The 26,622-nt window shown below is 43.5% G+C and carries 26 protein-coding genes and 1 other annotated feature; all 26 genes read left to right on the forward strand.

All coding sequences use genetic code 11. The features are described 5' to 3' along the window. The first annotated feature begins 9 nt into the window (after positions 1-9). The 26 genes from R2B77_RS03485 (at position 10) to pyrE (ending at position 26,589) form a co-directional block, all read left to right on the forward strand. Entirely contained in the window at positions 10-729 is a 720-nt protein-coding gene (locus R2B77_RS03485) for a DUF881 domain-containing protein (RefSeq protein ID WP_203246147.1), read from the forward strand. A gap of 2 nt (positions 730-731) precedes the next feature. Beyond that, positions 732-1,103, forward strand: a complete 372-nt coding sequence (locus R2B77_RS03490; RefSeq protein ID WP_203246148.1) for a small basic family protein — start codon at positions 732-734, stop codon at positions 1,101-1,103. A 114-nt stretch (positions 1,104-1,217) separates the two neighbouring features. Continuing rightward, the gene (gene ftsA, locus R2B77_RS03495) at positions 1,218-2,501 is read left to right on the forward strand and encodes a cell division protein FtsA (protein WP_203246149.1); all 1,284 of its coding nucleotides are present in this window, start codon (positions 1,218-1,220) and stop codon (positions 2,499-2,501) included. Between the two features lie 20 nt (positions 2,502-2,521). Beyond that, complete coding sequence (ftsZ, locus tag R2B77_RS03500; RefSeq protein ID WP_203246150.1) at positions 2,522-3,688, forward strand: cell division protein FtsZ; 1,167 nt, start codon at positions 2,522-2,524, stop codon at positions 3,686-3,688. A gap of 170 nt (positions 3,689-3,858) precedes the next feature. Further along, positions 3,859-4,707, forward strand: a complete 849-nt coding sequence (locus R2B77_RS03505; protein ID WP_203246151.1) for a sigma-E processing peptidase SpoIIGA — start codon at positions 3,859-3,861, stop codon at positions 4,705-4,707. After that, the gene (gene sigE, locus R2B77_RS03510) at positions 4,697-5,407 is read left to right on the forward strand and encodes an RNA polymerase sporulation sigma factor SigE (RefSeq protein WP_203246152.1); all 711 of its coding nucleotides are present in this window, start codon (positions 4,697-4,699) and stop codon (positions 5,405-5,407) included. The genes R2B77_RS03505 and sigE overlap by 11 nt, the downstream gene beginning before the upstream one ends. Before the next feature lie 93 nt (positions 5,408-5,500). Continuing rightward, the gene (gene sigG, locus R2B77_RS03515; RefSeq protein WP_203246153.1) at positions 5,501-6,286 is read left to right on the forward strand and encodes an RNA polymerase sporulation sigma factor SigG; all 786 of its coding nucleotides are present in this window, start codon (positions 5,501-5,503) and stop codon (positions 6,284-6,286) included. Between the two features lie 70 nt (positions 6,287-6,356). After that, positions 6,357-6,602, forward strand: a complete 246-nt coding sequence (locus R2B77_RS03520; RefSeq protein WP_203246154.1) for a PRC-barrel domain-containing protein — start codon at positions 6,357-6,359, stop codon at positions 6,600-6,602. A gap of 66 nt (positions 6,603-6,668) precedes the next feature. After that, complete coding sequence (locus R2B77_RS03525; RefSeq protein ID WP_203246155.1) at positions 6,669-7,364, forward strand: YggS family pyridoxal phosphate-dependent enzyme; 696 nt, start codon at positions 6,669-6,671, stop codon at positions 7,362-7,364. Next, positions 7,361-7,822, forward strand: coding sequence for a cell division protein SepF (locus R2B77_RS03530; RefSeq protein ID WP_203246156.1), 462 nt, complete (start codon positions 7,361-7,363; stop codon positions 7,820-7,822). Before R2B77_RS03525 ends, R2B77_RS03530 begins: the two co-directional genes overlap by 4 nt. 214 nt (positions 7,823-8,036) lie before the next feature. Next, positions 8,037-8,306, forward strand: a complete 270-nt coding sequence (locus tag R2B77_RS03535) for a YggT family protein (RefSeq protein ID WP_203246157.1) — start codon at positions 8,037-8,039, stop codon at positions 8,304-8,306. Between the two features lie 55 nt (positions 8,307-8,361). Beyond that, the gene (locus R2B77_RS03540) at positions 8,362-9,138 is read left to right on the forward strand and encodes a YlmH family RNA-binding protein (protein WP_203246158.1); all 777 of its coding nucleotides are present in this window, start codon (positions 8,362-8,364) and stop codon (positions 9,136-9,138) included. 91 nt (positions 9,139-9,229) lie between these two features. After that, positions 9,230-9,736, forward strand: a complete 507-nt coding sequence (locus R2B77_RS03545) for a DivIVA domain-containing protein (RefSeq protein ID WP_203246159.1) — start codon at positions 9,230-9,232, stop codon at positions 9,734-9,736. A gap of 47 nt (positions 9,737-9,783) precedes the next feature. After that, positions 9,784-10,000 (forward strand) — a binding site (T-box leader). Positions 10,001-10,337: 337 nt separating this feature from the next. Next, on the forward strand, positions 10,338-13,100 hold the full coding sequence (gene ileS / locus R2B77_RS03550; RefSeq protein ID WP_203246160.1) for an isoleucine--tRNA ligase: 2,763 nt from the start codon (positions 10,338-10,340) through the stop codon (positions 13,098-13,100). A gap of 197 nt (positions 13,101-13,297) precedes the next feature. Further along, complete coding sequence (lspA, locus tag R2B77_RS03555; RefSeq protein WP_212391078.1) at positions 13,298-13,774, forward strand: signal peptidase II; 477 nt, start codon at positions 13,298-13,300, stop codon at positions 13,772-13,774. Next, positions 13,774-14,700, forward strand: a complete 927-nt coding sequence (locus R2B77_RS03560) for an RluA family pseudouridine synthase (protein ID WP_203246161.1) — start codon at positions 13,774-13,776, stop codon at positions 14,698-14,700. The genes lspA and R2B77_RS03560 overlap by 1 nt, the downstream gene beginning before the upstream one ends. Before the next feature lie 239 nt (positions 14,701-14,939). Then, on the forward strand, positions 14,940-15,482 hold the full coding sequence (gene pyrR, locus R2B77_RS03565) for a bifunctional pyr operon transcriptional regulator/uracil phosphoribosyltransferase PyrR (RefSeq protein ID WP_203246162.1): 543 nt from the start codon (positions 14,940-14,942) through the stop codon (positions 15,480-15,482). 67 nt (positions 15,483-15,549) lie between these two features. Beyond that, positions 15,550-16,836, forward strand: coding sequence for a solute carrier family 23 protein (locus tag R2B77_RS03570; RefSeq protein ID WP_203246163.1), 1,287 nt, complete (start codon positions 15,550-15,552; stop codon positions 16,834-16,836). A 291-nt stretch (positions 16,837-17,127) separates the two neighbouring features. Next, on the forward strand, positions 17,128-18,006 hold the full coding sequence (locus R2B77_RS03575) for an aspartate carbamoyltransferase catalytic subunit (protein ID WP_203246164.1): 879 nt from the start codon (positions 17,128-17,130) through the stop codon (positions 18,004-18,006). A gap of 1 nt (position 18,007) precedes the next feature. Then, complete coding sequence (locus tag R2B77_RS03580; RefSeq protein WP_203246165.1) at positions 18,008-19,285, forward strand: dihydroorotase; 1,278 nt, start codon at positions 18,008-18,010, stop codon at positions 19,283-19,285. Continuing rightward, entirely contained in the window at positions 19,285-20,385 is a 1,101-nt protein-coding gene (locus tag R2B77_RS03585; protein WP_203246578.1) for a carbamoyl phosphate synthase small subunit, read from the forward strand. Before R2B77_RS03580 ends, R2B77_RS03585 begins: the two co-directional genes overlap by 1 nt. Next, positions 20,378-23,566 carry a carbamoyl-phosphate synthase large subunit gene (gene carB / locus R2B77_RS03590; protein ID WP_203246166.1) on the forward strand — a complete coding sequence of 1,063 codons (3,189 nt, stop codon included), beginning with the start codon at positions 20,378-20,380 and terminating at the stop codon, positions 23,564-23,566. Before R2B77_RS03585 ends, carB begins: the two co-directional genes overlap by 8 nt. Then, positions 23,563-24,339: a dihydroorotate dehydrogenase electron transfer subunit gene (locus R2B77_RS03595; protein WP_203246167.1), complete on the forward strand. Its 777-nt coding sequence runs from the start codon at positions 23,563-23,565 to the stop codon at positions 24,337-24,339. Before carB ends, R2B77_RS03595 begins: the two co-directional genes overlap by 4 nt. Continuing rightward, positions 24,336-25,250 carry a dihydroorotate dehydrogenase gene (locus R2B77_RS03600; protein ID WP_203246168.1) on the forward strand — a complete coding sequence of 305 codons (915 nt, stop codon included), beginning with the start codon at positions 24,336-24,338 and terminating at the stop codon, positions 25,248-25,250. Before R2B77_RS03595 ends, R2B77_RS03600 begins: the two co-directional genes overlap by 4 nt. Further along, positions 25,247-25,957, forward strand: a complete 711-nt coding sequence (pyrF, locus tag R2B77_RS03605) for an orotidine-5'-phosphate decarboxylase (RefSeq protein ID WP_203246169.1) — start codon at positions 25,247-25,249, stop codon at positions 25,955-25,957. The genes R2B77_RS03600 and pyrF overlap by 4 nt, the downstream gene beginning before the upstream one ends. Beyond that, positions 25,957-26,589: an orotate phosphoribosyltransferase gene (pyrE, locus tag R2B77_RS03610; RefSeq protein ID WP_203246170.1), complete on the forward strand. Its 633-nt coding sequence runs from the start codon at positions 25,957-25,959 to the stop codon at positions 26,587-26,589. Before pyrF ends, pyrE begins: the two co-directional genes overlap by 1 nt. Positions 26,590-26,622 lie beyond the last annotated feature (33 nt).

Genomic DNA, 26,622 nt, shown 5'->3' on the forward strand with positions numbered 1-26,622 from the left:
GTTGGACGGGTGAAAAAAGTGATACATTGGAGATTCACATTAATCTTGCTAATCGTTGGGTTTATGATAGCCGTCCAATACAGTTCGATGAAAAGTCCAAAGGAGCGCGATACACGAGATATTTGGACAATTCGCAATGAGTTGTCCACAGAAAAACAGCTACACTCCGAATTGCTATCAGAAATCCGGGAGTTGGATAGGACCATTTATACCTATAGATCTTTAAGTGATGAAAATACGGGGAAAGCACTTACCGAAACAGTTGACAAGTTGTATCGGCAGGCAGGTATGACGGATGTGGAAGGACCGGGTATTCTTATCGAGGTGCGACCATCGGCAGAAAGCATTGCATTCGGAACACCAATTCGGGATATTTCTCCAGACTTACTAACCCGCTTTGTCAATGAAGTGAGTCGTTATAAAGGATTTACTCTTGAAATTGATGGTAAACGATTTACAACATTAAGTTCAATCAGAGATATCAATGGTGTGACGACAGTGAACGGATTGAATGTGTCAACCCCACCGTTTTCAATAAAAATCATTTCACCGTCGCTGAAGGAAAGTGAAAAAATGTACAATTATTTAGCAGCCTCACCCATTCACGATGATTTTTATCTGGATAATCTTCTGTTGGATATCGGAAAACCAGTAGAACAATTGGAAATCCGTGGCTTTCCAGAAAAATTCGACAACCAATTTTTGAAGGAAACGCCGAAAGGGGAATGACTATGTGGTTACCTTTGCTCGGATTAATTCTTGGAATTTCACTTGGTTTATTATCAGACATACAAATTCCACAAATTTATAGCAACTACTTATCGATTGCAGTGCTTGCTGCGCTCGATACGTTATTTGGAGGCATCAGGGCCTATTTACAGCAGGTGTACGATGATAAGGTGTTTGTGTCGGGGTTCTTCTTCAACATTGCTCTTGCGGCGATTCTAGCATTTCTAGGGGTGCATTTAGGAGTCGATTTGTATTTAGCGGCAGTTTTTGCTTTTGGTGTACGGTTATTCCAAAATATCGCCGTCATTAGGAGGATTATGCTCACAAAATGGACGGAGCGGGGCAAGCATTCTTCAACAAATGCTTCGGAATAAAAGGATTTGGACAAGAGATGTCGAAAATATTTAGACAATGTACCTGTAATACAATAGAATAAGATATGTATATAATATTAGTGTTTAGAAAGAGTTGCTATGGGAGGTGCTAGTTTGAGCCAATCAGAATTATATGTATCACTTGATATAGGTTCTTCAACAGTTAAAGTATTAATAGGCGAAGTAGATGGCGGGGCTTTACATGTCATTGGAGTAGGTAATGTCCAATCTGCTGGAATCCGCAAAGGGACAATTATCGACATTGACGCAACCGTTCAATCCATCCGTAAGGCGGTTGATCAAGCGGAACGAATGATTGGAATGCAAATTCGCGAAGTCATTCTTGGTATTCCAGCAAACGGGATTTTATTGCAGGATGTTAAAGGTGTTGTAGCTGTGAACTCGGAAAACCGGGAAATTACAGACGATGACTTGGAACGAGTGATGAAATCGGCACAAGTGATGTCCGTTCCGCCTGAACGGGAAATTGTTAATATTATTCCGAAGCAGTTCATAGTGGATGATTATGATGAAATTACAGATCCTCGTGGAATGATCGGTGTACGTCTTGAAATGGATGGTACACTCATTACGACCTCTAAAACGCTTGTTCATAATATATTGCGTTGTGTCGAGCGGGCCGGCCTAGTCATTCGTGAAATTTACTTGCAACCGTTAGCCGCAGGAACGTTTGCATTGACGGATGATGAGAAAAATCACGGAACTGCCTTTATTGATATCGGCGGAGGTTCTACAACAATTGCGATATTCGGAGAAAATCGTTTTATGGCGACGGCAGTTATCCCGGTAGGCGGCGACCATATTACAAAAGATTTATCGATTATTTTAAAAACACCGACGGAACAGGCTAGGAAAATTAAACACCAATATGGTCATGCCTTTTCGGATGATGCTTCCGATGATGAATTATTTGAAGTACCTGTCATTGGAGCAGATTCAAAAGATCAATATAGCCAACGATACATATCGGAAATTATAGGTGTCCGACTGGAAGAGCTCTTTGAACTCATTCTGGACGAGTTTTATCGGATGGGCATACGCGACTTACCGGGCGGTGTCGTACTAACTGGTGGGATTACGAAGCTCGATGGTATTTTACAGCTTGCTAGACATGTGTTGAAAACAAGAGTTCGAATTCATACACCAGAATATATCGGTGTAAGAGAGCCGATGTATACGACGGCAGTAGGGTTAATACGTTATGCACATATGCAAGACACCTATTTTGGTCATGAATCGACTACGGAGACGGTGACAGGGACAGATCATCATGTACCCGCTCCGAGTAACAAGAACAAGCCGGTAGAACGCAACAAAGAAAAGAAGCCGGGTATTTTGGATAAAGCAAAAAAAGTTTTTGACAATTTCTTTGAATAAGTAGATGAGGAGGAGAGACGATGCTAGAATTTGATACGAATATCGACGCGCTTGCGGTTATCAAGGTAATCGGTGTTGGCGGCGGTGGGAATAATGCTGTAAATCGAATGATTGAACATGGTGTACGAGGTGTGGAGTTCATAGCAGTGAACACGGATGCACAAGCTCTCAACCTTTCAAGTGCGGAAGTGAAATTACAAATAGGCGGTAAACTAACACGAGGGCTTGGAGCAGGTGCAAATCCGGAGGTTGGTAAAAAGGCTGCTGAAGAAAGTAAAGAACAGTTAGAGGAAGCGTTACGCGGTGCAGATATGGTATTTGTCACAGCTGGTATGGGCGGCGGAACAGGGACGGGTGCTGCTCCTGTTATCGCACAAATTGCCAAGGATCTTGGCGCACTGACAGTTGGTGTGGTTACAAGACCGTTTACATTTGAGGGACGCAAGCGTTCTACTCAAGCAATTGGTGGCATTACTGCGATGAAGGAATCTGTCGATACGCTCATCGTTATTCCGAACGATAAATTACTAGAAATAGTTGATAAAAATACACCGATGCTAGAAGCATTCCGCGAAGCGGATAATGTTCTACGTCAAGGGGTACAAGGGATCTCGGATTTAATCGCTGTACCGGGTCTTATTAACCTCGACTTTGCGGATGTGAAAACAATTATGTCCAATAAAGGCTCAGCGCTAATGGGAATCGGGATGTCAACGGGTGAAAACCGGGCGGCAGAAGCGGCAAAGAAAGCTATTTCAAGCCCATTGCTCGAAACGTCTATTGACGGTGCAAAAGGCGTTTTGATGAATATTACGGGTGGTTCGAACTTGAGTCTATTTGAAGTGCAAGAAGCCGCAGATATTGTAGCCTCTGCATCAGATGAGGATGTCAATATGATTTTCGGATCTGTCATCAACGATGATTTAAAAGATGAAATTATCGTTACAGTTATTGCAACTGGATTTAATGAAGCGCAACTAATGCAAGCGCGTCCTGCAAGAAGCGCAGGCTTCGGAACGGGTCGTCAACAGGCTGAACAATCAGCAACAACACAACAGCCGCTCACTCGTGAGCGTAGAGAAGAAGCGCCGCAGTTCCAACAACCAGAGCCAACGCGCCAGCAACAGAGCAGTCAGCAGGATGACACGCTCGATATCCCAACATTTTTACGCAATCGTCGTCGATAAAAAAAGAGAAGCTACGTCCTTGTCAATTTTGATGAGGACGTAGCTTTTTTATTTGAAAAAAAGATGCAGAAAAAGTGCAATATATGTCGGTTATTTCATAGGATTTCCTCCTTGTTCCGACAAACATTTTAGCTTTTAAATGCTATCGTTGTTTGCAGGGAGGGCGGTCTATGTACGGGGAAATCATTATTGGCGTGAATATGCTGTTCAATTATGCCATCCTGTCATTTGCGAACAAAGTAGGTAACGCTCATGCGACTCGAAGACGTCTCCTGCTCGCTTCCTTTGTAGGTGCACTACCTGTCACCATTTTTTCGTCATCCGCTGTCGCTGTTGTACTGTCTTTTATCGGCATGACCTATTGTGCTTTTGGCAAGGCTTTTGAGCCGTGGAAGAAATCTGCAACGATAGTGTTGATTGGAGCGGTATTTGCTGGTGGGTTATTAACAGCTTTCCATTTTCGCATCGAGACAGTGAATTCTTCGTTGAATGTCCTTGCTTATGCAATCGTTGCCTATGCAGCTCTCTATGTCATGCATAAGAAATGGCTAGCTGTCAGGATAGCACGACATGTATCAGAATTGAAATCATTGTCAGTGCTTCATATATGGGGACAGGATATTCCGCTAACTGTGTTTGTCGATTCGGGAAATGGTTGTACGGAGCCACTGACTGGCGCGCCTGTCCATTTTGTTGCCCTAAAATCAGTCGATGCTTATTTACCTGAGGATTTGAAAGAGGCATTGTTGGCGTGGGATGCTCAAAATGGGTCTTCGCTAGCGGCGTTCCCAGATAGACATCAAAAATCACTGCGGCTAATTCGACTTGTAACGATTCAAGGACGTTCGTGGGCGGTAGGATTAAAATTTGAGCACTGGACAATTGAAAGCGGGAATTTGCTACAACCTGGCTATATCGTACTTACGGTAAATGATCGTCGGTACCCAGATGGTGCCCAAGCCATTTTACACGTATCTGCAATGGAATCATTAAAAGGAGGAACTGTAGATGTTGCATGAAATGAAAAAGTGGATGTCGGTAATTGCCAGCTTTTTTAAACGAAAAAACGGCGTATACTACATCGGAGGACATGAATCATTACCTAAACCATTAACACGTGAGGAGGAAGCAAAAGCAATTCATGCATTTATGGAGGGCGATATGAATGCAAGAGACACACTCATTGAAAAAAATCTTCGTCTCGTCGTGTACATTGCTCGTCGTTTTGATAATACCAATACGCATATCGAAGATCTCATTAGTATTGGAGCGATTGGACTTATCAAAGCGATTGAGACATTTAAAATTGATAAAAATATAAAATTAGCAACGTATGCATCGCGCTGTATTGAAAATGAAATTCTCATGCATTTACGGAAAACGAATCGAACGCGCTCTGAAATCTCGTTTGACGAACCACTTAATTCAGATGCGGATGGTAATGAACTACTTCTTTCAGATATTCTTGGCACAGATGAGCATATTATTACTGATGATGTTGAAAAGAAAATTGAACGTCAGCACATGATTGAGGCGATTGGAACGCTTGACGAACGAGAACGTTATATTATGGAATGTCGATTTGGTTTGACTGGACAAGTGGAGATGACGCAAAAGGAAGTAGCAGAATTGCTTGGAATTTCCCAGTCCTATATTTCACGGCTTGAAAAGAAAATTATTATGGATTTACGCGAGAGGCTAAATCATTCCATCGTATGATGGTTGAAATTGGAGATGTGATTCCCCGCATATTCTGGATGACTGCGGACAGACTACTGTTACAGTCATCTACAGAATACGGAGGAAGAGCGAATGGTGCGTACAAGAGTAGAAATATGTGGAATCGATACGTCCGAATTGCCATTACTCACGAATGAAGTGATGAAAGCAACGTTTATTAGGCTACAAAGCGGCGATCATTCCGCAAGGGAAGAGCTAGTCATCGGTAATTTGCGACTTGTTCTTAGTTTAGTTCAGCGTTTTGCGTATAGAGGCGAGCAAGCGGATGATTTATTTCAAGTCGGCTGCATTGGCTTACTAAAATCAATTGACAACTTCGACTTGAAACATAATGTACGATTCTCAACGTATGCAGTGCCAATGATTGTTGGAGAGATTAAACGACATTTGCGGGATCATCATTCTATTCGAGTTTCAAGATCACTGCGCGACATTGCGTATAAAGCAATTCGTGCGAAGGAACAATTTATCAATGATAACCAAAAGGAACCGCGCATTTCCGATTTGTCGGAAGCGACGGGAATACCCGCGGATGATATTTTGTTTGCACTCGATGCAATTCAAGATCCGATGTCACTCCATGAGCCAATTAATAGTGACGGCGGAGATCCCGTCTATATGATGGATCAGCTACAGGATAAAACGGTCTCAGAAGAACGCTGGTTGACGTATGTCGCTGTAAAAGAGACGGTATCTGAAATGGATGAGCGGCAGCAGACGATTCTTTCCAAGCGATTTTATTTAGGACAGACGCAGACGGAGATTGCAAAGGAATTAGGTATTTCGCAAGCGCAAATTTCAAGATTGGAAAAAAATGCAGTGAAAATTATTCGGGATGGCATGGACCAGAAAATATAATTGTTAAAAACGAGATGCCAAAATGGTATCTCGTTTTTAATCATATAGTCATTCTAAGGAGGGGTTCATGATGAGATTTTCAGAAATTCAAAAAAAAGAAGTTATTGATGCAACGAAAGGTTCATTCCTTGGGTTTGTACAGGATGCGACGATTGACAGCAAGAATGGGAAAGTGGAGTCATTGCATGTAGGCGGTGGGGATCGAGGTTTGTTTTTCGAAGCTAAAGATAAGAATACAAAACGGGTTAGACTCGAGGATATTATGACAATCGGAAAAGATATTGTATTAGTTGGTAAAAAAGACAACGAAAAATGACTTATTATTGATATGTAGGCGCCCACTTGTTACAATGTAGTGTAAGAACTATGAAAAGTAGTGATAATGGTGAGTAGTTTACAACAAAGAATTGAAAAAATTGAAATTGATATACAGGATGCTTGTGACCGATCAGGTCGAAAGCGCTCAGAAATTACAGTTGTTGCTGTGACGAAAGAAGTGTCTGCGGCAAGAGCTTCAGATGTGATTGAAGCGGGTTTTGCCAATCTTGGTGAAAACCGTCCTGAAGTTTTACTTGAAAAACAGGAAGCGATTCAGAACGGGGCGACCTGGCATTTCATCGGTAATGTTCAAAGCCGAAAAGTGAAAGATATTATCAATCGAATTGATTACTTACATTCTGTTGATCGATTGAGCCTAGCAAAAGAAGTTCAAAAGCGTGCAGAGCAACCTGTTGACTGCTTCATCCAAGTGAACGTATCGGGTGAGGTGAGTAAATCGGGGGTTACGCCAGCTGAACTACCTGCTTTTATCGAACAGATGAGAGCTTACGATAAAATCCGTGTCATTGGTTTAATGACGATGGCACCATTCACGGAGGATATGGATATAGTTCGAGCGGTTTTCCGTTCGTTGCGGGAGCTTCGTGACGGCATAGCAGCTCAAGGATTGTCATATGCACCGTGCACACAATTGTCTATGGGAATGTCCAATGACTTCATAATCGCAATCGAGGAAGGTGCAACTCATGTCAGAATCGGGACTGCACTTGTCGGAGCAGAAAGCGGGGAGGACGCATGAGTATTAAAAATAAATTCGAAAAATGGTTTTACTTAGACGATGAAGAGGATGTTAGTCAAGAACAACAGCCAGGTCATGAGGAGCCACGCGCTTCCCAAGAACCACCACCGCAGCGTAAGGCGCAGCCACGAAGACAGAAACAGCCAATGGGCGAAGCACAACAAGCTGCGACAGTCGTCAGCCTGCAAAGCGTTCAGAAATCGTCTAAAGTGATACTTATCGAACCACGTGTTTATGCAGAAGCGCAAGATATTTCGGAGCATTTGAAAAACAAACGGGCAGTTGTCGTCAACTTACAGCGGATTGAACGTGACCAAGGTATTCGCATTGTGGATTTCCTAAGTGGAACGGTCTATGCGTTAAGTGGAGATATTCAACGCATCGGAACGGATATATTCCTTTGCACGCCTGAAAATGTAGAAGTTGCTGGAGCGATCTCTGACTACTTTGAACGATAGAAATCAATCACGCCAAGGCGTGATTGCGTCCGGATTTTTTCGAGCTTGCTCGAAAAGTACCTTTGAAAATCCGTGACATCCGCCGGAGGCTAAACTTAAATCAGCATGGAGATTGAACACCCACTGATTTGAAATACAACACAGCGCCTATCCTGCCATCTATGGAAGTGGAGGACTTTTGCTGAATTAAGTTGAATGAGGTGTATGAATTAGTATGGTAGTTTTACTTTATAACGGTGTATATTGGGCATTTCAAATTTATACAATAGCGCTAGTTATTTATATTTTGATGTCATGGGTACCATCCACACGCGAAACAAAAATTGGTCAATTTCTTGCGGTTATTGTAGAGCCGTATTTGAGTTTCTTCAGGAAATTCATCCCGCCACTAGGCATGATTGACATATCGCCAATTGTTGCGCTGTTTGCGCTAAGCTTAATTCGTGCGGGTGTTATTTCAATATTGAATATTGTTTTCTTCTAAAATATCATGCAAATCCTCACCTAGGTGAGGATTTTTGTATAAGAGAGGTAAAATCATGGAAACGATTTTGCAGCATTTTCGTAAGGACGAGCAGCCGTTCATTGAGATGGCGGTTGGCTGGATACGTGAGGTTGAGGATAGCTATGCCCCTAAATTGACGGGATTTCTAGACCCGAGACAGCAGTTTATTGTTGAATCACTAGCACGTAACTCTATGTTGTTGGTTGGCTCGTACGGGGCATTTGCCGAGGCAGAGCGACAGCGGATTTTAATCTATCCTGATTATTATGTGCCCGAAACGGAGGATTATCAAATTGCGATATTCAATGTGAAATACGCTACGAAATTTTTGCAGCTGGAGCATAAAGACATTCTTGGATCGATGATGTCGCTGGGCATTGACCGTTCAAAATTTGGTGATATTCGTGTAGGAGAGGATGAAGTACAATTTTCAGTTGCTGATGAGCTGAAGGATTATATGACGGCTAATTTTGTTTCTATCGGCAAAGCGAAGGTGACGGTCGAGGAAAGTAATCAACCGGAAGACTGGATTACTTCGGCAGATAGCTGGACGGAAGAAATGCATATTGTCAGTTCCTTACGACTTGATACAGTTATTGCAGCGCTGGCAAATGTCTCAAGACAAAAAGCGGCATCTCTTATTCATGGAGACAAAGTAAAAGTGAACTGGGCAGTAAGAGATCAGCCTGCGTTTGAACTCCAAGAGTCGGATATGTTATCTATAAGAGGTTCCGGCAGATTTAAAGTGATGGCGATTGAAGGAAGAACACGAAAAGACAAAATTCGCCTCGTCATTGGAAAGTTAGAATGATTTTTCAGATAATAGTTTTCGAAAAATGCTGTTTTCTAACACTTTAGCATGTATAATAGAATGTAAATGATGTTGTAGGGGGATGCGTTGAATGGCTCTATCACCAATCGATATACATAATAAAGAATTCACAAGTAAATTCCGCGGCTATGATGAGGATGAGGTCAACGAATTTCTAGAGCAAATCATGAAAGATTTTGAAAATCTTCTTGAAGAAAATAAAACATTGAAAAATAGCTTGAAGCAATCGACTGAACAAGTTACTCATTTCAATTCGATTGAACAAACGCTACAAAAGTCTATCCTAGTTGCACAGGAGGCGGCAGAGGATGTTCGTCGTAACTCCATGAAAGAATCTAAGTTAATTGTGAAAGAAGCAGAAAAAAATGCAGATCGAATTGTCAATGAAGCACTCACACGTGCCCGTCGAATTTCGGTGGAAATTGAAGATTTGAAAAAGCAATCAAAAGTATTCCGTACTCGTTTCAAAATGCTGATTGAAGCACAGCTGGACTTGATTCAATCTGATGATTGGGATAGTCTAATGGAGTACGAAATTGATACAGAACGGTTAGAAATGGTAGCGGATAACGAGTAAGCTTGACATTTATCTAATTGTACACTTATAATTGTCTCCATATATTTAGAATGGCATTGACAGAGATAGTAATTTTCAAATTTGTGCAAAGCGAGTCGGGGATGGTGAGAGCCCGGTCAACAAATTGGAAATGAAGATCACTCCTGAGCCGGATTGCGGAAAGTATACACAATCCCGGAAACACCCCGTTACGGTGTCTGAGTGGTAGCAAATTCGTTTGCTGCAAGTAGGGTGGTAACGCGAGAATAATTCTTCGTCCCTTTTAGGGGCGGGGGATTTTTTTATGTTCGCAAGTTTCGATTCTCTCTATATGTTGAATGAATGATCCTATATAATCTCTAGCGAAGGCGCCTTACTGGGGTAGCCGAAGCAATAATTTTTTTAACTCAGCTACCATTTTACAGGGGGATTGCTCCGGCATGCCTTGTATAATTTCTGCAAAGGACGCAGAAATTATACAAACCGAACCCTTCGCTGTTCGATTGACAGTGATCTTCTGTCTGGCTTATTGCGGGAGGCATCCCCAAGCGCCAAGCGTTGTTAGTAAGATTTTATTTATCAGCATATAGCAATTTTTCAACATTAAAAGGAGGAATACAAGATGGAATACAAAGATACACTACTAATGCCGAAAACAGGTTTCCCAATGCGTGGAGGTTTACCGACAAATGAGCCTAAAATGCAAGAAAAATGGGGAGAGATGGATATTTATAAATTAGTGCAAGAACGGACAGCGGGTCGCCCGTTCTTCATTCTGCATGACGGACCTCCATACGCGAATGGCGATCTTCATATGGGTCACGCTCTTAACAAAGTGCTAAAAGATATGATTGTCCGCCATAAATCAATGACTGGCTTCCATGCACCATACGTTCCCGGTTGGGATACACACGGTCTGCCAATCGAGCAGGCGCTCGTCAATAAAGGTGTCAAACGCAAAGAACACTCACTTGCTGAATTCCGTAAAATGTGTGAAGACTATGCGTACAGTCAAATCGATAGCCAGCGTTCACAATTTAAACGGATTGGTGTTCGTGGCGATTGGGATAATCCATACATTACGCTGAAACCTGAATTCGAAGCTCGTCAAATCAAAGTATTTGGTGATATGGCGAAAAAAGGTTATATCTACAAAGGTTTGAAACCTGTTTACTGGTCACCTTCAAGTGAATCAGCACTTGCAGAAGCAGAAATTGAATATCAGGATAAAAAATCAGCATCGATTTACGTTGGTTTCCCTGTTAAAGACGGTTTAGGTGTACTTGATACAGACGTACAATTCCTAATTTGGACGACGACTCCATGGACGATTCCTGCCAATCTTGGGATTTCGGTTCACCCAGAGTTCACATACGTAATTGTTAAAGTAGGAGAAGAGAAATTCCTGATTGCGAAAGATCTTCTTGCTTTCGTAGCAACAGAAATCGGTTGGGAAGATTATGTCGTTGAACGTGAATTGAAAGGCTCTGAATTGGATCGCGTTGTTGCGAAACATCCATTGTATGACCGCGATTCACTCGTTATGCTTGGTGAACACGTTACAGCAGAAGCGGGTACTGGATGTGTCCATACAGCACCTGGTCACGGGGAAGATGACTTCTACATCTCGAAAGCTTACGGCATTGATGCATTATCGCCAATTGATGATCGTGGTGTGATGACAGACGAAGCACCTGGCTTTGCAGGATTGTTTTATGAAGATGCGAATAAAGCAATTACAGAAGCGCTCGACAAAGTAGGCGCACTGAAGAAGTTATCATTTATTACACACTCGTACCCACATGATTGGCGCACGAAAAAACCGGTTATTTACCGGGCGACGGCACAATGGTTCGCTTCCATCGAATCATTCCGTACAGAATTGCTAGATGCCATCAACAATACGAAATTCACGCCGGCTTGGGGGGAAACACGTCTGTATAATATGGTTCGTGACCGCGGTGACTGGTGTATTTCACGTCAACGTGTGTGGGGTGTTCCAATTCCTGTGTTCTACGCGGAAAATGGCGAGCCAATTATTACAGATGAAACGATTGATCATGTTGCACAATTATTCCGCGAGCACGGTTCAAATGTTTGGTTTGAACGTGAAGCGAAGGATCTTCTGCCAGCAGGCTTTACGCATGAAGGAAGTCCAAATGGAGAATTTACAAAAGAAACGGACATTATGGACGTTTGGTTTGACTCAGGTACAACGCATCAAGGCGTACTCGTCGAAAGAGATGACCTTGTCTACCCAGCTGATTTGTATTTAGAAGGATCTGACCAATACCGTGGTTGGTTTAACTCGTCTCTAACGACAAGTGTTGCCATCAATGGCCATGCACCTTATAAGGGCTTGCTAAGCCACGGTTTCACACTGGATGGCGAAGGACGTAAAATGAGTAAATCAATCGGTAATGTAATCGTACCTGCAAAAGTGATGAACCAGCTTGGAGCTGACATTCTTCGTCTATGGGTTTCTTCTGTTGATTACACGGCGGATGTGCGGGTTTCGGATTCGAACTTCAAGCAAGTATCTGAAGTATATCGTAAAATCCGTAATACACTGCGCTTCTTGCATGGTAATACGTCTGACTTCAATCCTGCAACAGATGCAGTTGCGTTCGCAGATATGCGCCCTGTAGATCAATTTGTCTATGTGAAATTACAGGATTTGATCAAAGAAGTTCGCGAAGCATATGACAATTATGAATTCGCAACGGTTTACCATGCAGTGAACAACTTCTGTACAGGTGAATTGAGCTCGTTCTACTTGGATATTGCCAAGGATGTTGTCTATATCGAAGGTGCTGACCATCCACATCGTCGTGCGATGCAAACGGTCATGTATGACACATTGATGGCATTGTTGAAATTGTTGACACCAATCGTGCCACATACAACTGATGAAATGTGGGCGTATATCGAGCATAAGGATGAAGTGAGTATCCAGCTAACAGATATGCCGGAAGCGCAAGATCTTGGAGAACAAGCACAGGCACTGCGTGAACGTTTTGCAACGCTAATGCTTGTACGTGATGATGTCTTGAAAGCGCTGGAGGAAGCTCGTAATAGCAAAGTTATTGGTAAATCACTTGAAGCAAAAGTGACGGTTGCAGTTCCTGAAAACTTACAAGGTGTCTTTGCAGCAGAGGATATCGACTTTGCTCAATTCTTTATCGTATCGAAATTTGCTGAGGGCGATGTTACAAACATGCCTGAAGGAACATTGAAACTGGATACAGTCAGCGTTCTTGTTGAACCAGCAGATGGTGAGAAATGTGAGCGTTGTTGGACAATTTCTGAAACAGTTGGTCAGGATGATACACACGCAACGCTATGTGTACGTTGTGCGGATGTTGTGAAAACATACTACGCTTAATTTTTCGGAAAAGAAGCGGCTGCGGCAGTCTAATTGGAAGACTTGCCGTGGCCGTTTTTTTGTTTTATCTAATCTCGAGCGGCAGTCATCCCAAAGCGTTGTTAAAAAGAATCTCAACGTCAGCCTACTAGTTAGTGACACCCTAGCCTCTTAATGTGGTAAAATAATACGTAATCTGTTGGACGGGGGTATCGGGATTGTTTATTTATTATGGATTGGCAGCATTCGTCATTATTTTGGATCAGTTGACGAAATGGCTCGTCGTTACAAACATGGAACTTCGTGAAAGAATCAGTATTGTAGATCCCTATTTAGGCCTACTTTCTCATCGTAATAGAGGAGCGGCATGGGGAATGCTTGAAGGACAAATGTGGTTATTTTATATCGTCACAGTTCTTGTCGTGGCAGGCATCATCTACTTCTTCCATAAAGAAGCGAAAGGCTCTGCCTTATTCGGGTTTAGTTTAATGTTCCTTCTCGGTGGAGCGATTGGCAACTTTATCGATCGTCTATGGCGCAAGGAAGTCGTCGATTTTGTCGATGTCATCATCCCGGTTATCAATTACGATTTCCCGATTTTCAATGTTGCCGATGCCGCATTGACCGTTGGTGTAGTCATGATCATCATCCATGTCATTTTGGATGAAAAAAAGAATAAGAAAAAGGTGTCCTAATGGATCAATTTGAAATTGTAATAACGGAAGAGCAAGCAAATAGTCGTATTGATAAAGCTTTGACAACAGTGAACCCTGACTGGTCACGAACGCAAGTCCAGCAATGGCTGAAGGACGGCTTAGTGCTAGTAGGCGGTGTTCAAGTTAAACCTAATTATAAAGTGAAGCAAGGCGATACAATTATTGTAAATGAACCGGTGCCAGAGGAACTCGACGTCATTGCAGAGGATTTAAATCTTGATATTATTTATGAAGATAAAGACGTCCTCGTTGTCAATAAACCACGCGGTATGGTTGTCCATCCAGCACCAGGACATTCGACAGGAACAGTCGTCAATGGACTAATGTATCACTGCAAGGACTTGTCGGGTATTAACGGCGTGCTTCGCCCTGGAATTGTTCATCGAACAGATAAAGATACATCAGGACTTCTAATGGTAGCCAAAAATGATCAGGCTCATGTGTCGTTGGTGGATCAGCTTGTTGCTAAATCGGTCACACGCGTTTACTGGGCACTTGTTCATGGGCATATTCCACATGATAATGGTACGATTGATGCGCCGATTGGTCGTGATCAACGCGATCGCCAAAGTATGGCCATTGTCGATAAAGGAAAGCATGCAGTGACTCATTTTAAAGTGCTCGAGCGCTTCGGAAATTATACGCTTGTTGAATGCCGATTAGAAACTGGAAGAACGCATCAAATTCGTGTTCATATGAAGTATATCGGTTATCCACTTGTGGGAGATCCGAAATATGGCCCGAAAAAAACGCTTGAATTTGGCGGACAAGTACTGCATGCGGGAACACTCGGATTTAACCATCCGACAACAGGGGAATACATGGAGTTTTCAAGTCCTCTGCCAGAAGATTTTCAAGCTTTGATTGACAAACTTCGAAAAGGCGTTGACAAATCAGAAGAGTGAAGTCTATACTAAACAAAGAAATTGAATAGCGATACCTTTAACATCAGTCCAGAGAGGCTGGGAAGGTTGCACGGAAGTACAACAGAGCTGCTGCGCGCAGTTTCTTTGTACAGTTTTTTCTGCACATATACCCTCCCGCCGTCTAAGGCAGGAGGGTTTTTAATTTGAATTAGTGGGGAGTTCAAACCCCTTACTGATTCTAGCCTTAGACTTAAATTGGAGAAATGGAGGATAGGTCAATGACGGAAAAGGCAAATATTTTAGATGAACAGGCAATTGGCAGGGCAGTCACACGAATTGCTCATGAAATTATTGAACGCAACAAAGGAATTGACGATTGCATTCTTGTTGGCATTAAAACAAGAGGTGCTTATCTCGCCAAAAGACTTGCTGAAAAAATCGAGCAAATCGAAGGCAAGGCTATCAAAACAGGAGAACTCGATATTACGTTGTATCGTGATGATCTTATGCCGAAACATGACAACGAAGAGCCCCTTGTCCAACAAGTGGACATTAAACACGATGTGTCAGACAAGAAAGTAGTTCTTGTCGATGATGTGCTCTACACAGGTAGAACTGTACGTGCGGCGATGGATGCTGTTGTGGATTTAGGTAGACCCGCATCCATACAGTTGGCAGTGCTCGTTGACAGAGGGCACAGAGAATTACCGATTCGTCCTGATTATGTTGGAAAGAACATTCCGACATCGAGCGAAGAACGTGTCGTCGTTAGTGTACAAGAGACAGATGGTAAGGATAGTGTTTCTATCCATTCCATGTAATCAGATCAAATCTAGCAGGGATTTAAACCCCTATAAAATGAAGAAATAGATTCGGGGGAAATTAACAATGACTGAAAAAGTATTAGATGTACATGAAAAGCCTAGGGTAGACAGATGGCTGATCCTTAGCTTACAGCATATGTTCGCCATGTTTGGTGCAACGATTTTAGTTCCACAGCTTGTTGGATTAAGCCCAGCAATTGCGCTACTCACAAGTGGAATTGCAACGATTGTTTTCATAGTTGTAACACGCTTCCAAGTGCCGGCGTACCTAGGCTCATCCTTCGCCTTCATCATTCCAATCCAAGTAGCCACTGAAGCAGGTGGTGTTGGTAGTGCGATGATTGGCAGCATGTTCGTTGCACTCGTTTACGGAATCGTTTCCTTAGTTATTTGGAAAACTGGTCATAGCTGGATTATGAAAGTGTTACCACCGATTGTTGTAGCACCTGTCATTATCGTCATCGGCTTAGCTTTATCGCCAACAGCAATAGGCATGGCAAGCACAATCCAAGTTGGTGAAGAATCAGTATACAGTCTGTTGCATTTCTCAGCGGCACTGGTGACGCTAGCGACTGCGATTATTTGTCTGATGTTTTTCAAAGGCATGATTAGCTTAATGCCAATCTTAATAGGAATTATCGTCGGCTATATCTACTCAGCATTCATCGGCATTCTTGATTTTACAAAAGTACTGGAAGCCAAGTGGTTTGAGTTTCCGAAAATGCTAATTCCGGGTATCGATTATGACTTTGTTGTTACACCTACGCTGCTCATGGTTATGGTACCTATCGCGATTGTCACGATTTCCGAACATATCGGTCATCAACTCGTCTTGGGGCGAATTGTGGAACGAGATTACATAGAAAGTCCTGGTTTACATCGATCACTTCTCGGTGATGGACTAGGTACACTCATTAGTGGGTTTGTCGGTGGACCACCGAAAACAACCTACGGTGAGAATATAGGCGTACTAGCATTGACACGTGTTTACAGCATTTATGTCATTTTAGGGGCGGCAGTCTTTGCCATAGCTTTCTCATTTTTAGGAAAAGTCATGGCAGTCATTGCAACGATTCCGACTGCGGTACTCGGAGGTGTGTCGATTCTTTTATTCGGGATTATCGCATCATCTGGATTACGTATGCTCGTCGATCATAAAATCGATTTTGGTCAACAGCGAAACCTTGTCATCGCATCCGTGATTTTGGTTATTGGAATCGGTGGTGCTACCATCAAGTTCAGCGAGACATTCCAAATCGAAGGAATGGCATTAGCCGCCATCGTTGGTGTTTTACTCAATCTAGTCCTGCCAGGAAAAACAAATAAATCTTTAGCTGACGAAACAAAATAATGACCTTTTAAGATTGTCCAGAGAGGCAATGAAAGGTTCGTTTGACTCCGTTCTTTACAACTAGTAAAGAACGTGGATTGTCATGTGAAACGAGCCTTTCCGCCTGTCGGGAAGGCTCGTTTAAGTTGAATCAGCAAAAGTACCTGCTGATTCAACTTAAGCCTCCGGCGGATGTCGCAAATTTTGAGGGGAGTTAATGGCGCAAGCGCAATTCAAAATTAGGACGCACTTACGCCGAGGCGTAATTGATTACTGTATACAAGCACTAGGCACATCAAAGGAGGCAACATAATGGATCACCTAGTATCGATGAAGCAATTATCGGAAGAAGAAATTATGGCACTTCTTGAACGGGCGGAGACATTTAAAAAATTAGGTGTGCGAGAATTTCCCGGGAAATATACAATAAGCAATTTGTTTTTCGAACCAAGCACTCGAACGAAAATGAGCTTTGAAATGGCTGAACGACAACTTGGCCTTGACGTATTACCATTCGAATCTAGTTTCTCTAGCACGCTAAAAGGGGAAACCTTATATGATACGGTGAAAACACTAGAGGCAATCGGTGTAGATGCACTCGTTATCCGGCATCCTGAAGATGGTTATTATGAGGAGCTCATAGGTCGGACAAGCATATCCATTATTAACGGTGGGGATGGTTCAGGCCAGCATCCGACACAGTCAATGTTAGATTTATTTACGATACGAGAAGAATTTGGCTCATTCAAAGGGCTGAATGTCTTAATTGCAGGAGATATTGTACATAGCCGTGTGGCGCGATCCAATGCGGATGCATTAGAAAAACTAGGCGCCAACGTAACATTTCTTTGTCCAGCTGAATGGGCAGGAGAATTCAACAGCATCAGCTCATGGGATGAAGTAATTGAAACAAGTGATGTTGTCATGCTCCTACGTGTCCAGCATGAAAGACATGGAGGAGAAGAGCTCTTTACGAAAGAAAGTTATCACGAACAATATGGATTAACAGAACAACGTGCAAAACAAATGAAAGAACATGCAATCATTATGCATCCAGGTCCTTTTAACCGAGGTGTTGAAATAGCAGACAGTCTAATAGAATGTAAGCAATCACGAATTTTTAAACAGATGGAGAATGGTGTATTCATACGGGCAGCCGTATTAGAAGCGATTTTGAAAGGGAGGAATTAACATGGAGAAATTGATTCAAGGCGTACAAATGTTAAACGAAGCAGGCGAATTAATCACGGGGGATGTCAAAATTACAGGTGATAAAATTTCGGAAATTGGTAACGGGCTTGACAAGGGTAATGCGGAAACGATTGACGGTAAAGGCCTATTCTTAGCGCCAGGATTCATTGATGTACATGTGCATTTGCGTGAGCCAGGCGGCGAACATAAGGAAACCATTGCAAGTGGAACGCATGCAGCCGCTAAAGGTGGTTACACAACAATTTGTGCGATGCCGAATACACGCCCTGTGCCTGATACGAAAGAAAATTTAACAGTTGTCAATGAATTGATCGAAAAAAATGCACGCATCCGTGTCCTTCCTTACGCATCTATTACGATTCGAGAAGCAGGGAAAGAGCGTACAAACTTGACTGAATTAAAAGAACATGGCGCATTCGCCTTTACAGATGATGGCGTTGGTGTGCAAGAGGCGGGCATGATGTACGAAGCGATGCAAGATGCAGCTACAATTGGAATGCCGATTGTGGCGCACTGTGAAGATAATACGCTAATTTACGGCGGTGCCATGCATGAAGGCAAGAAAAACAAAGAGCTTGGTCTGCCAGGTATTCCTTCGATAGCAGAATCGGTTCATATCGCACGTGATATTTTACTTGCGGAAGCTGCAGGAGCGCATTACCATGTGTGTCACGTTAGTACGAAGGAATCGGTTCGTGTCATTCGCGATGCGAAACGGGCGGGTATTCACGTAACAGGGGAAGTGAGTCCGCACCATCTTCTACTTTGTGAAGATGATATTCCCGGTGATGATGCCGATTGGAAAATGAATCCGCCACTTCGTGGACAAGAGGATCTTGAGGCGCTACGTGAGGGTTTACTTGATGGAACTCTTGATTTCATTGCAACAGACCATGCTCCACATACAGCAGAAGAAAAAGCAAATGGCATGAAAAAAGCACCATTCGGTATTACAGGATTTGAAACAGCGTTCCCACTGCTCTATACGAACTTTGTTCAAAAAGGGACATGGACGTTGAAGCAACTGATTGATTGGATGACGCAAAAACCAGCGGATGTCTTCGGAATGCCTTACGGTAAACTCGAAGTTGGTGCAACAGCGGATTTGGTATTAATTGATTTAAATAAAGAACAAAAAATTGACCGTGCAACATTCGTATCACAAGGGAAGAATACACCGTTTGACGGTTGGACGTGCACGGGCTGGCCGGTAACAACAATTTTCGGCGGACAAGTCGTTTGGGAGGATGGACAATGATGAAAAAACGCATGCTCATTTTAGAAGATGGTACGATTTTTGAAGGAATCGCATTTGGTTCTGACGCTGCTTCAATTGGTGAAACGATCTTTACAACAGGTATGACGGGCTATCAGGAAACCATTTCGAATCCATCAGGGTGCGGACAAATTATTGTTATGACTTACCCGCTAATTGGGAACTACGGCATTAACCGCGATGACTACGAATCCATCGAGCCTGTGGCGAGTGGTGTTGTTGTCCGTGAATTGGAAGACGAGCCATCTAACTTCCGTAGTGGAATGACGCTTTGTGAACTGTTGACTTTAAAAGGGATTCCGGGTATTCAGGGCATTGATACAAGAAAGCTGACGCGTCTATTGCGTGACAAAGGACCACTAAAAGGCATCCTGACAGCAGCTGGAGAAGAAGTAGATGTTGAAGCGACGATTGCTGAGGTAGCTAGCTATGTATTGCCAACTGATCTTGTCGCACGAGTATCTACGAAAAAATCGTATGCAAGTCCAGGCAGTGAAGAACGTGTTGTTCTCATTGATTACGGAATGAAGCATGGTATTTTACGCGAATTAAATAAACGTAACTGTGACGTCATCGTTGTTCCTTATAATACATCTACGAAAGACATTCTGTCATTATTCCCAGATGGCATTGTACTCTCCAACGGACCAGGTAACCCTGAAGATGTTGAAGGCGCGGTAGCAACGATCAAAGCATTACTAGGCAAAGCACCGATTTTTGGAATTGGACTTGGTCATCAGTTACTTGCGCTAGCTTGCGGCGCACGTACAGTTAAGTTGAAAAATGGTCACTATGGCGGCAATCATCCCGTCAAAGACTTGCTAACGGGGCGTACTGAATTGACTTCTCAAGGTCATAGCTATGCGGTCGTTGAAGCATCACTTGAAGGAACGAATTTAGAAGTAACGCACAAAGCACTTAACGATAGTTCGGTTGAAGGAATCAAGAGCACAGAATACGAAGCATTTTCTGTCCAATTCCATCCAGAGGCTTCACCTGGACCAGAGGATTCGAATCACTTGTTTGACCGCTTCACAGCTATCATGAAAACGAGCAGCCGAAAGGAGAATTTCAATGCCTAAACGTCAAGATATTGAAACTATACTAGTAATCGGATCAGGTCCAATCGTTATTGGACAGGCGGCAGAGTTTGACTATGCTGGGACACAAGCTTGTCTGTCCTTAAAAGAAGAGGGTTACCGTGTTATTCTCATTAACTCAAACCCTGCAACGATTATGACAGATACAGAAGTGGCCGATAAAGTCTACATTGAGCCAATCACACTTGAATTTGTCAGCCGTATCATTCGCAAAGAACGTCCTGATGCATTACTACCGACGCTCGGTGGGCAAACGGGACTAAACATGGCGATTGAATTGCATGAATCAGGTATTTTAGACGAACTTAACATTGAAATTCTAGGAACAAAGCTCAATGCGATTCATCAAGCTGAGGACCGTGATTTATTCCGCACGCTGATGAATGAACTAGGTGAGCCTGTGCCAGAAAGTGATATTATTCATAACCTTGAAGAGGCATATGCATTCGTTGAAAGAATTGGCTATCCAGTCATTGTTCGCCCTGCATTTACGCTTGGTGGTACAGGTGGAGGGATTTGTCATGACAATAAAGAACTTGAAGAAATCGTCGCAAGTGGCTTGAAATATAGCCCGGTGACACAATGTCTACTGGAAAAATCAATTGCGGGCTTTAAAGAAATCGAATACGAAGTCATGCGTGACTCAGCAGACAACGCGATTGTTGTTTGTAATATGGAAAACGTCGATGCAGTCGGTATCCATACAGGTGACTCCATCGTTGCGGCACCAAGCCAAACGATGACAGACCGTGAAAATCAAATGCTACGCAATGTATCATTGAAAATTATTCGTGCGCTTGGTATCGAAGGTGGATGTAACGTCCAGCTGGCACTTGATCCGCACAGTTTCGATTATTACATCATTGAGGTAAACCCACGTGTTAGCCGATCATCTGCACTGGCATCGAAAGCAACAGGCTACCCAATTGCAAAATTGGCTGCGAAAATTGCGGTAGGTTTAACGTTAGATGAAATGATGAACCCTGTCACAGGCACAACATACGCTTGTTTCGAACCAGCACTCGATTATATTGTGACAAAAATTCCACGCTGGCCATTCGATAAATTCGAATCAGCAAAACGAAATTTAGGTACACAAATGAAAGCGACAGGCGAAGTAATGGCGATTGGCCGCACATTTGAAGAGTCTATCTTGAAAGCTGTGCGCTCACTTGAAACAGGGCAATTCGGTTTATCCTTGAAAAACGGCGCGGATATGACAGATGAATGGATTGAAAAACGCATCCGTCGTGCTGGTGATGAGCGACTCTTCTTCATTGGTGAAGCATTCCGTAGAGGTGTAACGGTTGCGACGATTCATGAATGGAGTCAAATCGACGTCTTCTTCCTACGCAAGTTAGAGAAAATCGTTCAGTTTGAAGCGGTTCTACAAGCAAGACCTTTCGACCTTGTAACATTGCGGACTGCAAAACGTATGGGCTTCTCCGACGTAACAGTTGCAGAACTGTGGAATACGAATGAGCGTGCTATCTATGATTGGCGTAAAGAGCAAGGACTTATTCCCGTCTATAAGAAAGTCGATACTTGCGCAGGTGAATTTGAATCGGATACACCATATTTCTATGGCACATATGAAGATGAAAATGAATCGGTTAAATCAGAGAAGAAAAGTGTCATCGTTTTAGGTTCAGGTCCAATTCGAATCGGACAAGGTGTTGAGTTTGACTACGCGACAGTACACTCTGTTTGGGCAATTCAGCAGGCGGGTTACGAGGCAATCATCATCAACAACAACCCAGAAACGGTGTCAACGGACTTCTCGATATCCGATAAATTATACTTTGAGCCACTAACAATTGAAGATGTGATGCACATCATCGATTTGGAGCAGCCAGAAGGCGTTATCGTTCAGTTTGGTGGACAGACAGCTATCAATCTGGCGGATGGACTGGAAGCACGTGGCGTGAAAATTCTAGGCACATCCCTTGAGGACATCGATCGTGCAGAAAATCGAGATAAGTTCGAGAGTGCATTACGTGAAATCGGCATTCCCCAACCACTTGGCAAGACAGCTATGTCAGTAGAAGAAGCAGTCGTCATTGCCAATGAAATCGGTTATCCAGTACTCGTTAGACCTTCCTATGTACTTGGAGGGCGTGCAATGGAAATCGTCTACCGCGAAGAAGAGCTACTTCATTATATGGAGCATGCAGTAGAAACAAGCCCTGACCATCCAATTCTTGTTGACCGTTATTTAACAGGAATCGAAATTGAAGTTGATGGTATTTGTGACGGAGAAAACGTCTTAATTCCAGGCATCATGGAGCATATCGAACGTGCTGGAGTTCACTCAGGTGATTCGATTGCTGTTTATCCGCCACAAAGCTTGTCGGCTTCTCAAATGGAAACCATCACGGATTATACGACACGCCTGGCAAAAGGCTTGAAAATCGTCGGTTTGCTTAACATTCAGTTCGTTATTTCAGAAGGGCAAGTGTACGTCATCGAAGTGAATCCACGTTCGAGCCGAACAGTGCCGTTCCTAAGTAAAATTACAGATATCCCGATGGCGAACATCGCAACAAAAGCGATTCTCGGACAGTCAATCCTTGAACAGGGCTATAAAAATGGATTGGCAGAAGCACCTGCTGGCGTTTACGTCAAAGTACCTGTGTTTTCATTCGCGAAATTGCGTCGGGTTGACATTACACTCGGACCTGAAATGAAATCGACTGGTGAGGTTATGGGGAAAGATACAACGCTTGAAAAAGCATTGTATAAAGGCCTCGTAGCAGCGGGTATGGAAATTAAAGAATACGGCTCCGTGCTCATGACTGTATCGGATAAAGATAAAGAAGAAATGGTTGGCATTGCAAAACGTTTTACAGCAATCGGCTATCGTATTTTGGCAACAGAAGGTACGGCAAAAGTATTGAGAAATCTAGATATCCCAGTGAAAGTTGTCGATAAAATCGGTTCTGAAGGACCAACTCTTCTCGACGTGATTCAAAAAGGAGAGGCGCAAGTCGTCATCAATACGTTGACAAAAGGGAAACAACCAGAGCGTGACGGCTTTAGAATTCGCCGAGAATCGGTTGAAAATGGCGTTCCTTGCTTCACTTCTCTTGATACAGCAGATGCGATGCTACGGGTTATTGAATCAATGACGTTCCAAACGGAGGAAATGGGGATACAACAATGATTATTCAGGATCGTATGAAGGTCACGTCGCAACGGCAAATTGCCCATCACATTTTTGAAATGACATTGGCTGGCAATCTGGTCGGGGAAATATCTTCCCCTGGCCAGTTCGTCCACATCCGGGTAGCTGATTCATTTGAACCTTTATTAAGACGTCCGATTTCCATTGCATCGATTGATCAGGAAGCGGGAGAAATGACCATCATTTACCGTGCAGAAGGGCGAGGGACAGCACTTCTATCTCAAAAACGTGCAGGTGATGAAGTCGATGTACTCGGTCCACTAGGCAATGGCTTCCCAGTGGAAGAAACAGCATCGGGGGAGACAGCAATCTTAATTGGTGGGGGCATTGGTGTACCTCCGCTTTATGAACTGTCAAAGCAATTGACGACTCAAGGTGTTACGTGTATCCATGTGCTTGGCTTCCAATCGGATAATGTTGTATTTTATGAAGAAAAATTTGCGGCACTTGGTGATACACATATCGTGACGGTCGATGGAACAGCAGGGACAGCTGGATTTGTTACAACTGTAATGGAGACACTAGGTACGGATTTCGCAACGTATTATAGCTGTGGACCTATGCCGATGTTGAATGCCGTGGAAAAAATGTATGCGGGTAAAAAGGGCTTCCTATCATTCGAACAACGAATGGGCTGCGGTATTGGTGCTTGCTTCGCATGTGTTTGTCAAACAACGGAAGGCAACGATAAAGCGTACATTAAAGTATGCTCGGACGGTCCAGTCTTCCCAGCAGGGGTGGTGGCCATATGAATAGATTAGCGATTGAACTGCCTGGCTTGCAATTGAAAAACCCGATTATGCCAGCGTCTGGTTGTTTCGGATTTGGTAAAGAATACGGCGGGTTATACGATTTATCGTTGCTTGGTGCGATTATGATTAAAGCAACAACGTTGGAAACAAGACTAGGCAATCCGACACCACGTGTGGCAGAAACTGCTTCTGGAATGCTCAATGCAATTGGTTTGCAAAATCCAGGGCTACAAGGCGTATTGGAAGGCGAGTTACCATGGCTTGAACAGTTTGATGTGCCGATTATCGCCAACGTTGCGGGTACAGAAACAGCGGACTATGTAGAAGTAGCGAAAGAAGTATCCAAAGCACCAAACGTGAAAGCATTAGAATTGAATATCTCTTGCCCAAACGTAAAAGCGGGCGGTATTACTTTCGGAACAGATCCTGAGGTGGCAAGAGAGCTTACAAGAGCTGTGAAGGAAGTTTCTCAAGTACCGGTTTATGTGAAACTATCTCCAAACGTTACGGATATCGTATCCATTGCCCAAGCGGTAGAGGCTGGCGGAGCAGACGGTATTACGATGATTAATACGCTAGTTGGTATGCGCTTAGATCAAAAAACAGGACGCCCTGTTATCGCCAATGGTACAGGCGGTTTATCTGGACCAGCCGTCAAGCCAGTGGCAATTCGGATGGTCTATGAAGTAAGCAAAGCGGTTAATATTCCGATTATCGGTATGGGCGGCGTATCAGAAACAGCCGATGTCATTGATTTCCTATCTGCGGGCGCAAGTGCTGTCGCAGTAGGCACAGCAAACTTCGTCAACCCGTTTATTTGCCCACAAATCATTGAGGAATTACCAGCGAAGCTGGACGAGCTTGGAGTCAACCGTATTTCTGAACTAATTGGAAGGAGCCATCGTCTATGAAAACATCTCCGATTATTGCACTCGATTTTGATTCAGCTAAAAAGGCGTTCGACTTCCTCCGTGCGTTTGATGGAGATATCAACGTCAAAGTCGGTATGCAGCTTTATTACAAAGAAGGACCAGCCATTATCGCTCGTTTGAAAGAGCTTGGCTATGACATCTTCCTTGATTTGAAATTGCATGATATTCCAAACACAGTGAAATCAGCGATGGAAGTGCTCGCAGGTTTCGGCGTTGACCTCGTCAATGTCCATGCTGCGGGTAACAAAACGATGATGGAGGCGGCACTTGAAGGATTGGATAAAGGCACACCGTCCGGTATCGCACGTCCTTCAATCATTGCGGTTACACAATTGACATCGACAGACGAGCGCCAAGTTCGAGAAGAGCAGCTAATCGGGGCTTCTTTACAGGAATCTGTCATTCAATATGCGAAGTTGACGAAAGAAGCAGGACTAGACGGAGTGGTTTGTTCTGTCCATGAATCGGCAGTCATTGCAGAAGTGTGTGGAAAAGAATTTTTCAAAGTCACACCAGGCATTCGTCTGGCAGATGGTGGCGCGCATGACCAAAAACGCATTGCGACGCCAGTAGAAGCACGCCTGGCAGGCTCCACACATATCGTTGTGGGACGCGCGATTACAGGTGCAACAGATCCGCGGGCAGCTTATGAACAGATCAATGCATTGTGGAAGGGGACAGAATGATGACGCAGAAAAAAGACATCGCCAAAATCCTATTAAACTTAGGGGCAGTTGAATTAAGCCCACATGAGCCATTCACATGGGCATCAGGCATCGAATCACCGATTTACTGCGATAACCGTTTAACAATGTCTGATCCAGTTGGACGCAAACAAATCGCACAAGGACTTGCGGATATCATTCGTGAAAAGTACCCAGAGACAACAGTGATTGCTGGAACAGCGACAGCGGGCATTCCGCATGCCGCTTGGGTAGCGGACATTCTTGAATTACCAATGGTCTACATCCGTTCAAAAGCAAAAGGACACGGACGTAGCCGTCAAATCGAGGGTAAAATTGATGTCGCTGATAAAGCAATCATCATTGAAGATTTGATTTCCACTGGCGGTAGTAGCTTGAATGCAGCGGAAGCACTTCGTTCTGAAGGTATTGCGGTGACAGGAGTTGTTTCGATCTTTACATATGAACTCCAAAGCGCTGACGAAACATTCGCATCTGCAGGACTGACGTATACAAGCTTGACCGATTTTGGTGCACTCGCTGAAGCGGCACAGGAAAGCGGTGCGATTAGTGAAGAGTCGATCGGCAGTTTGTTGGAGTGGCATGGGAAATTGAAGGCTGGTTTGTTGAAGTAAAGAGAAAAGCTATTCCACGGGTGTTTGACCTGT

The organism is Sporosarcina beigongshangi (genome assembly GCF_033485195.1).
GTDB classification, from domain to species: domain Bacteria; phylum Bacillota; class Bacilli; order Bacillales_A; family Planococcaceae; genus Sporosarcina; species Sporosarcina beigongshangi.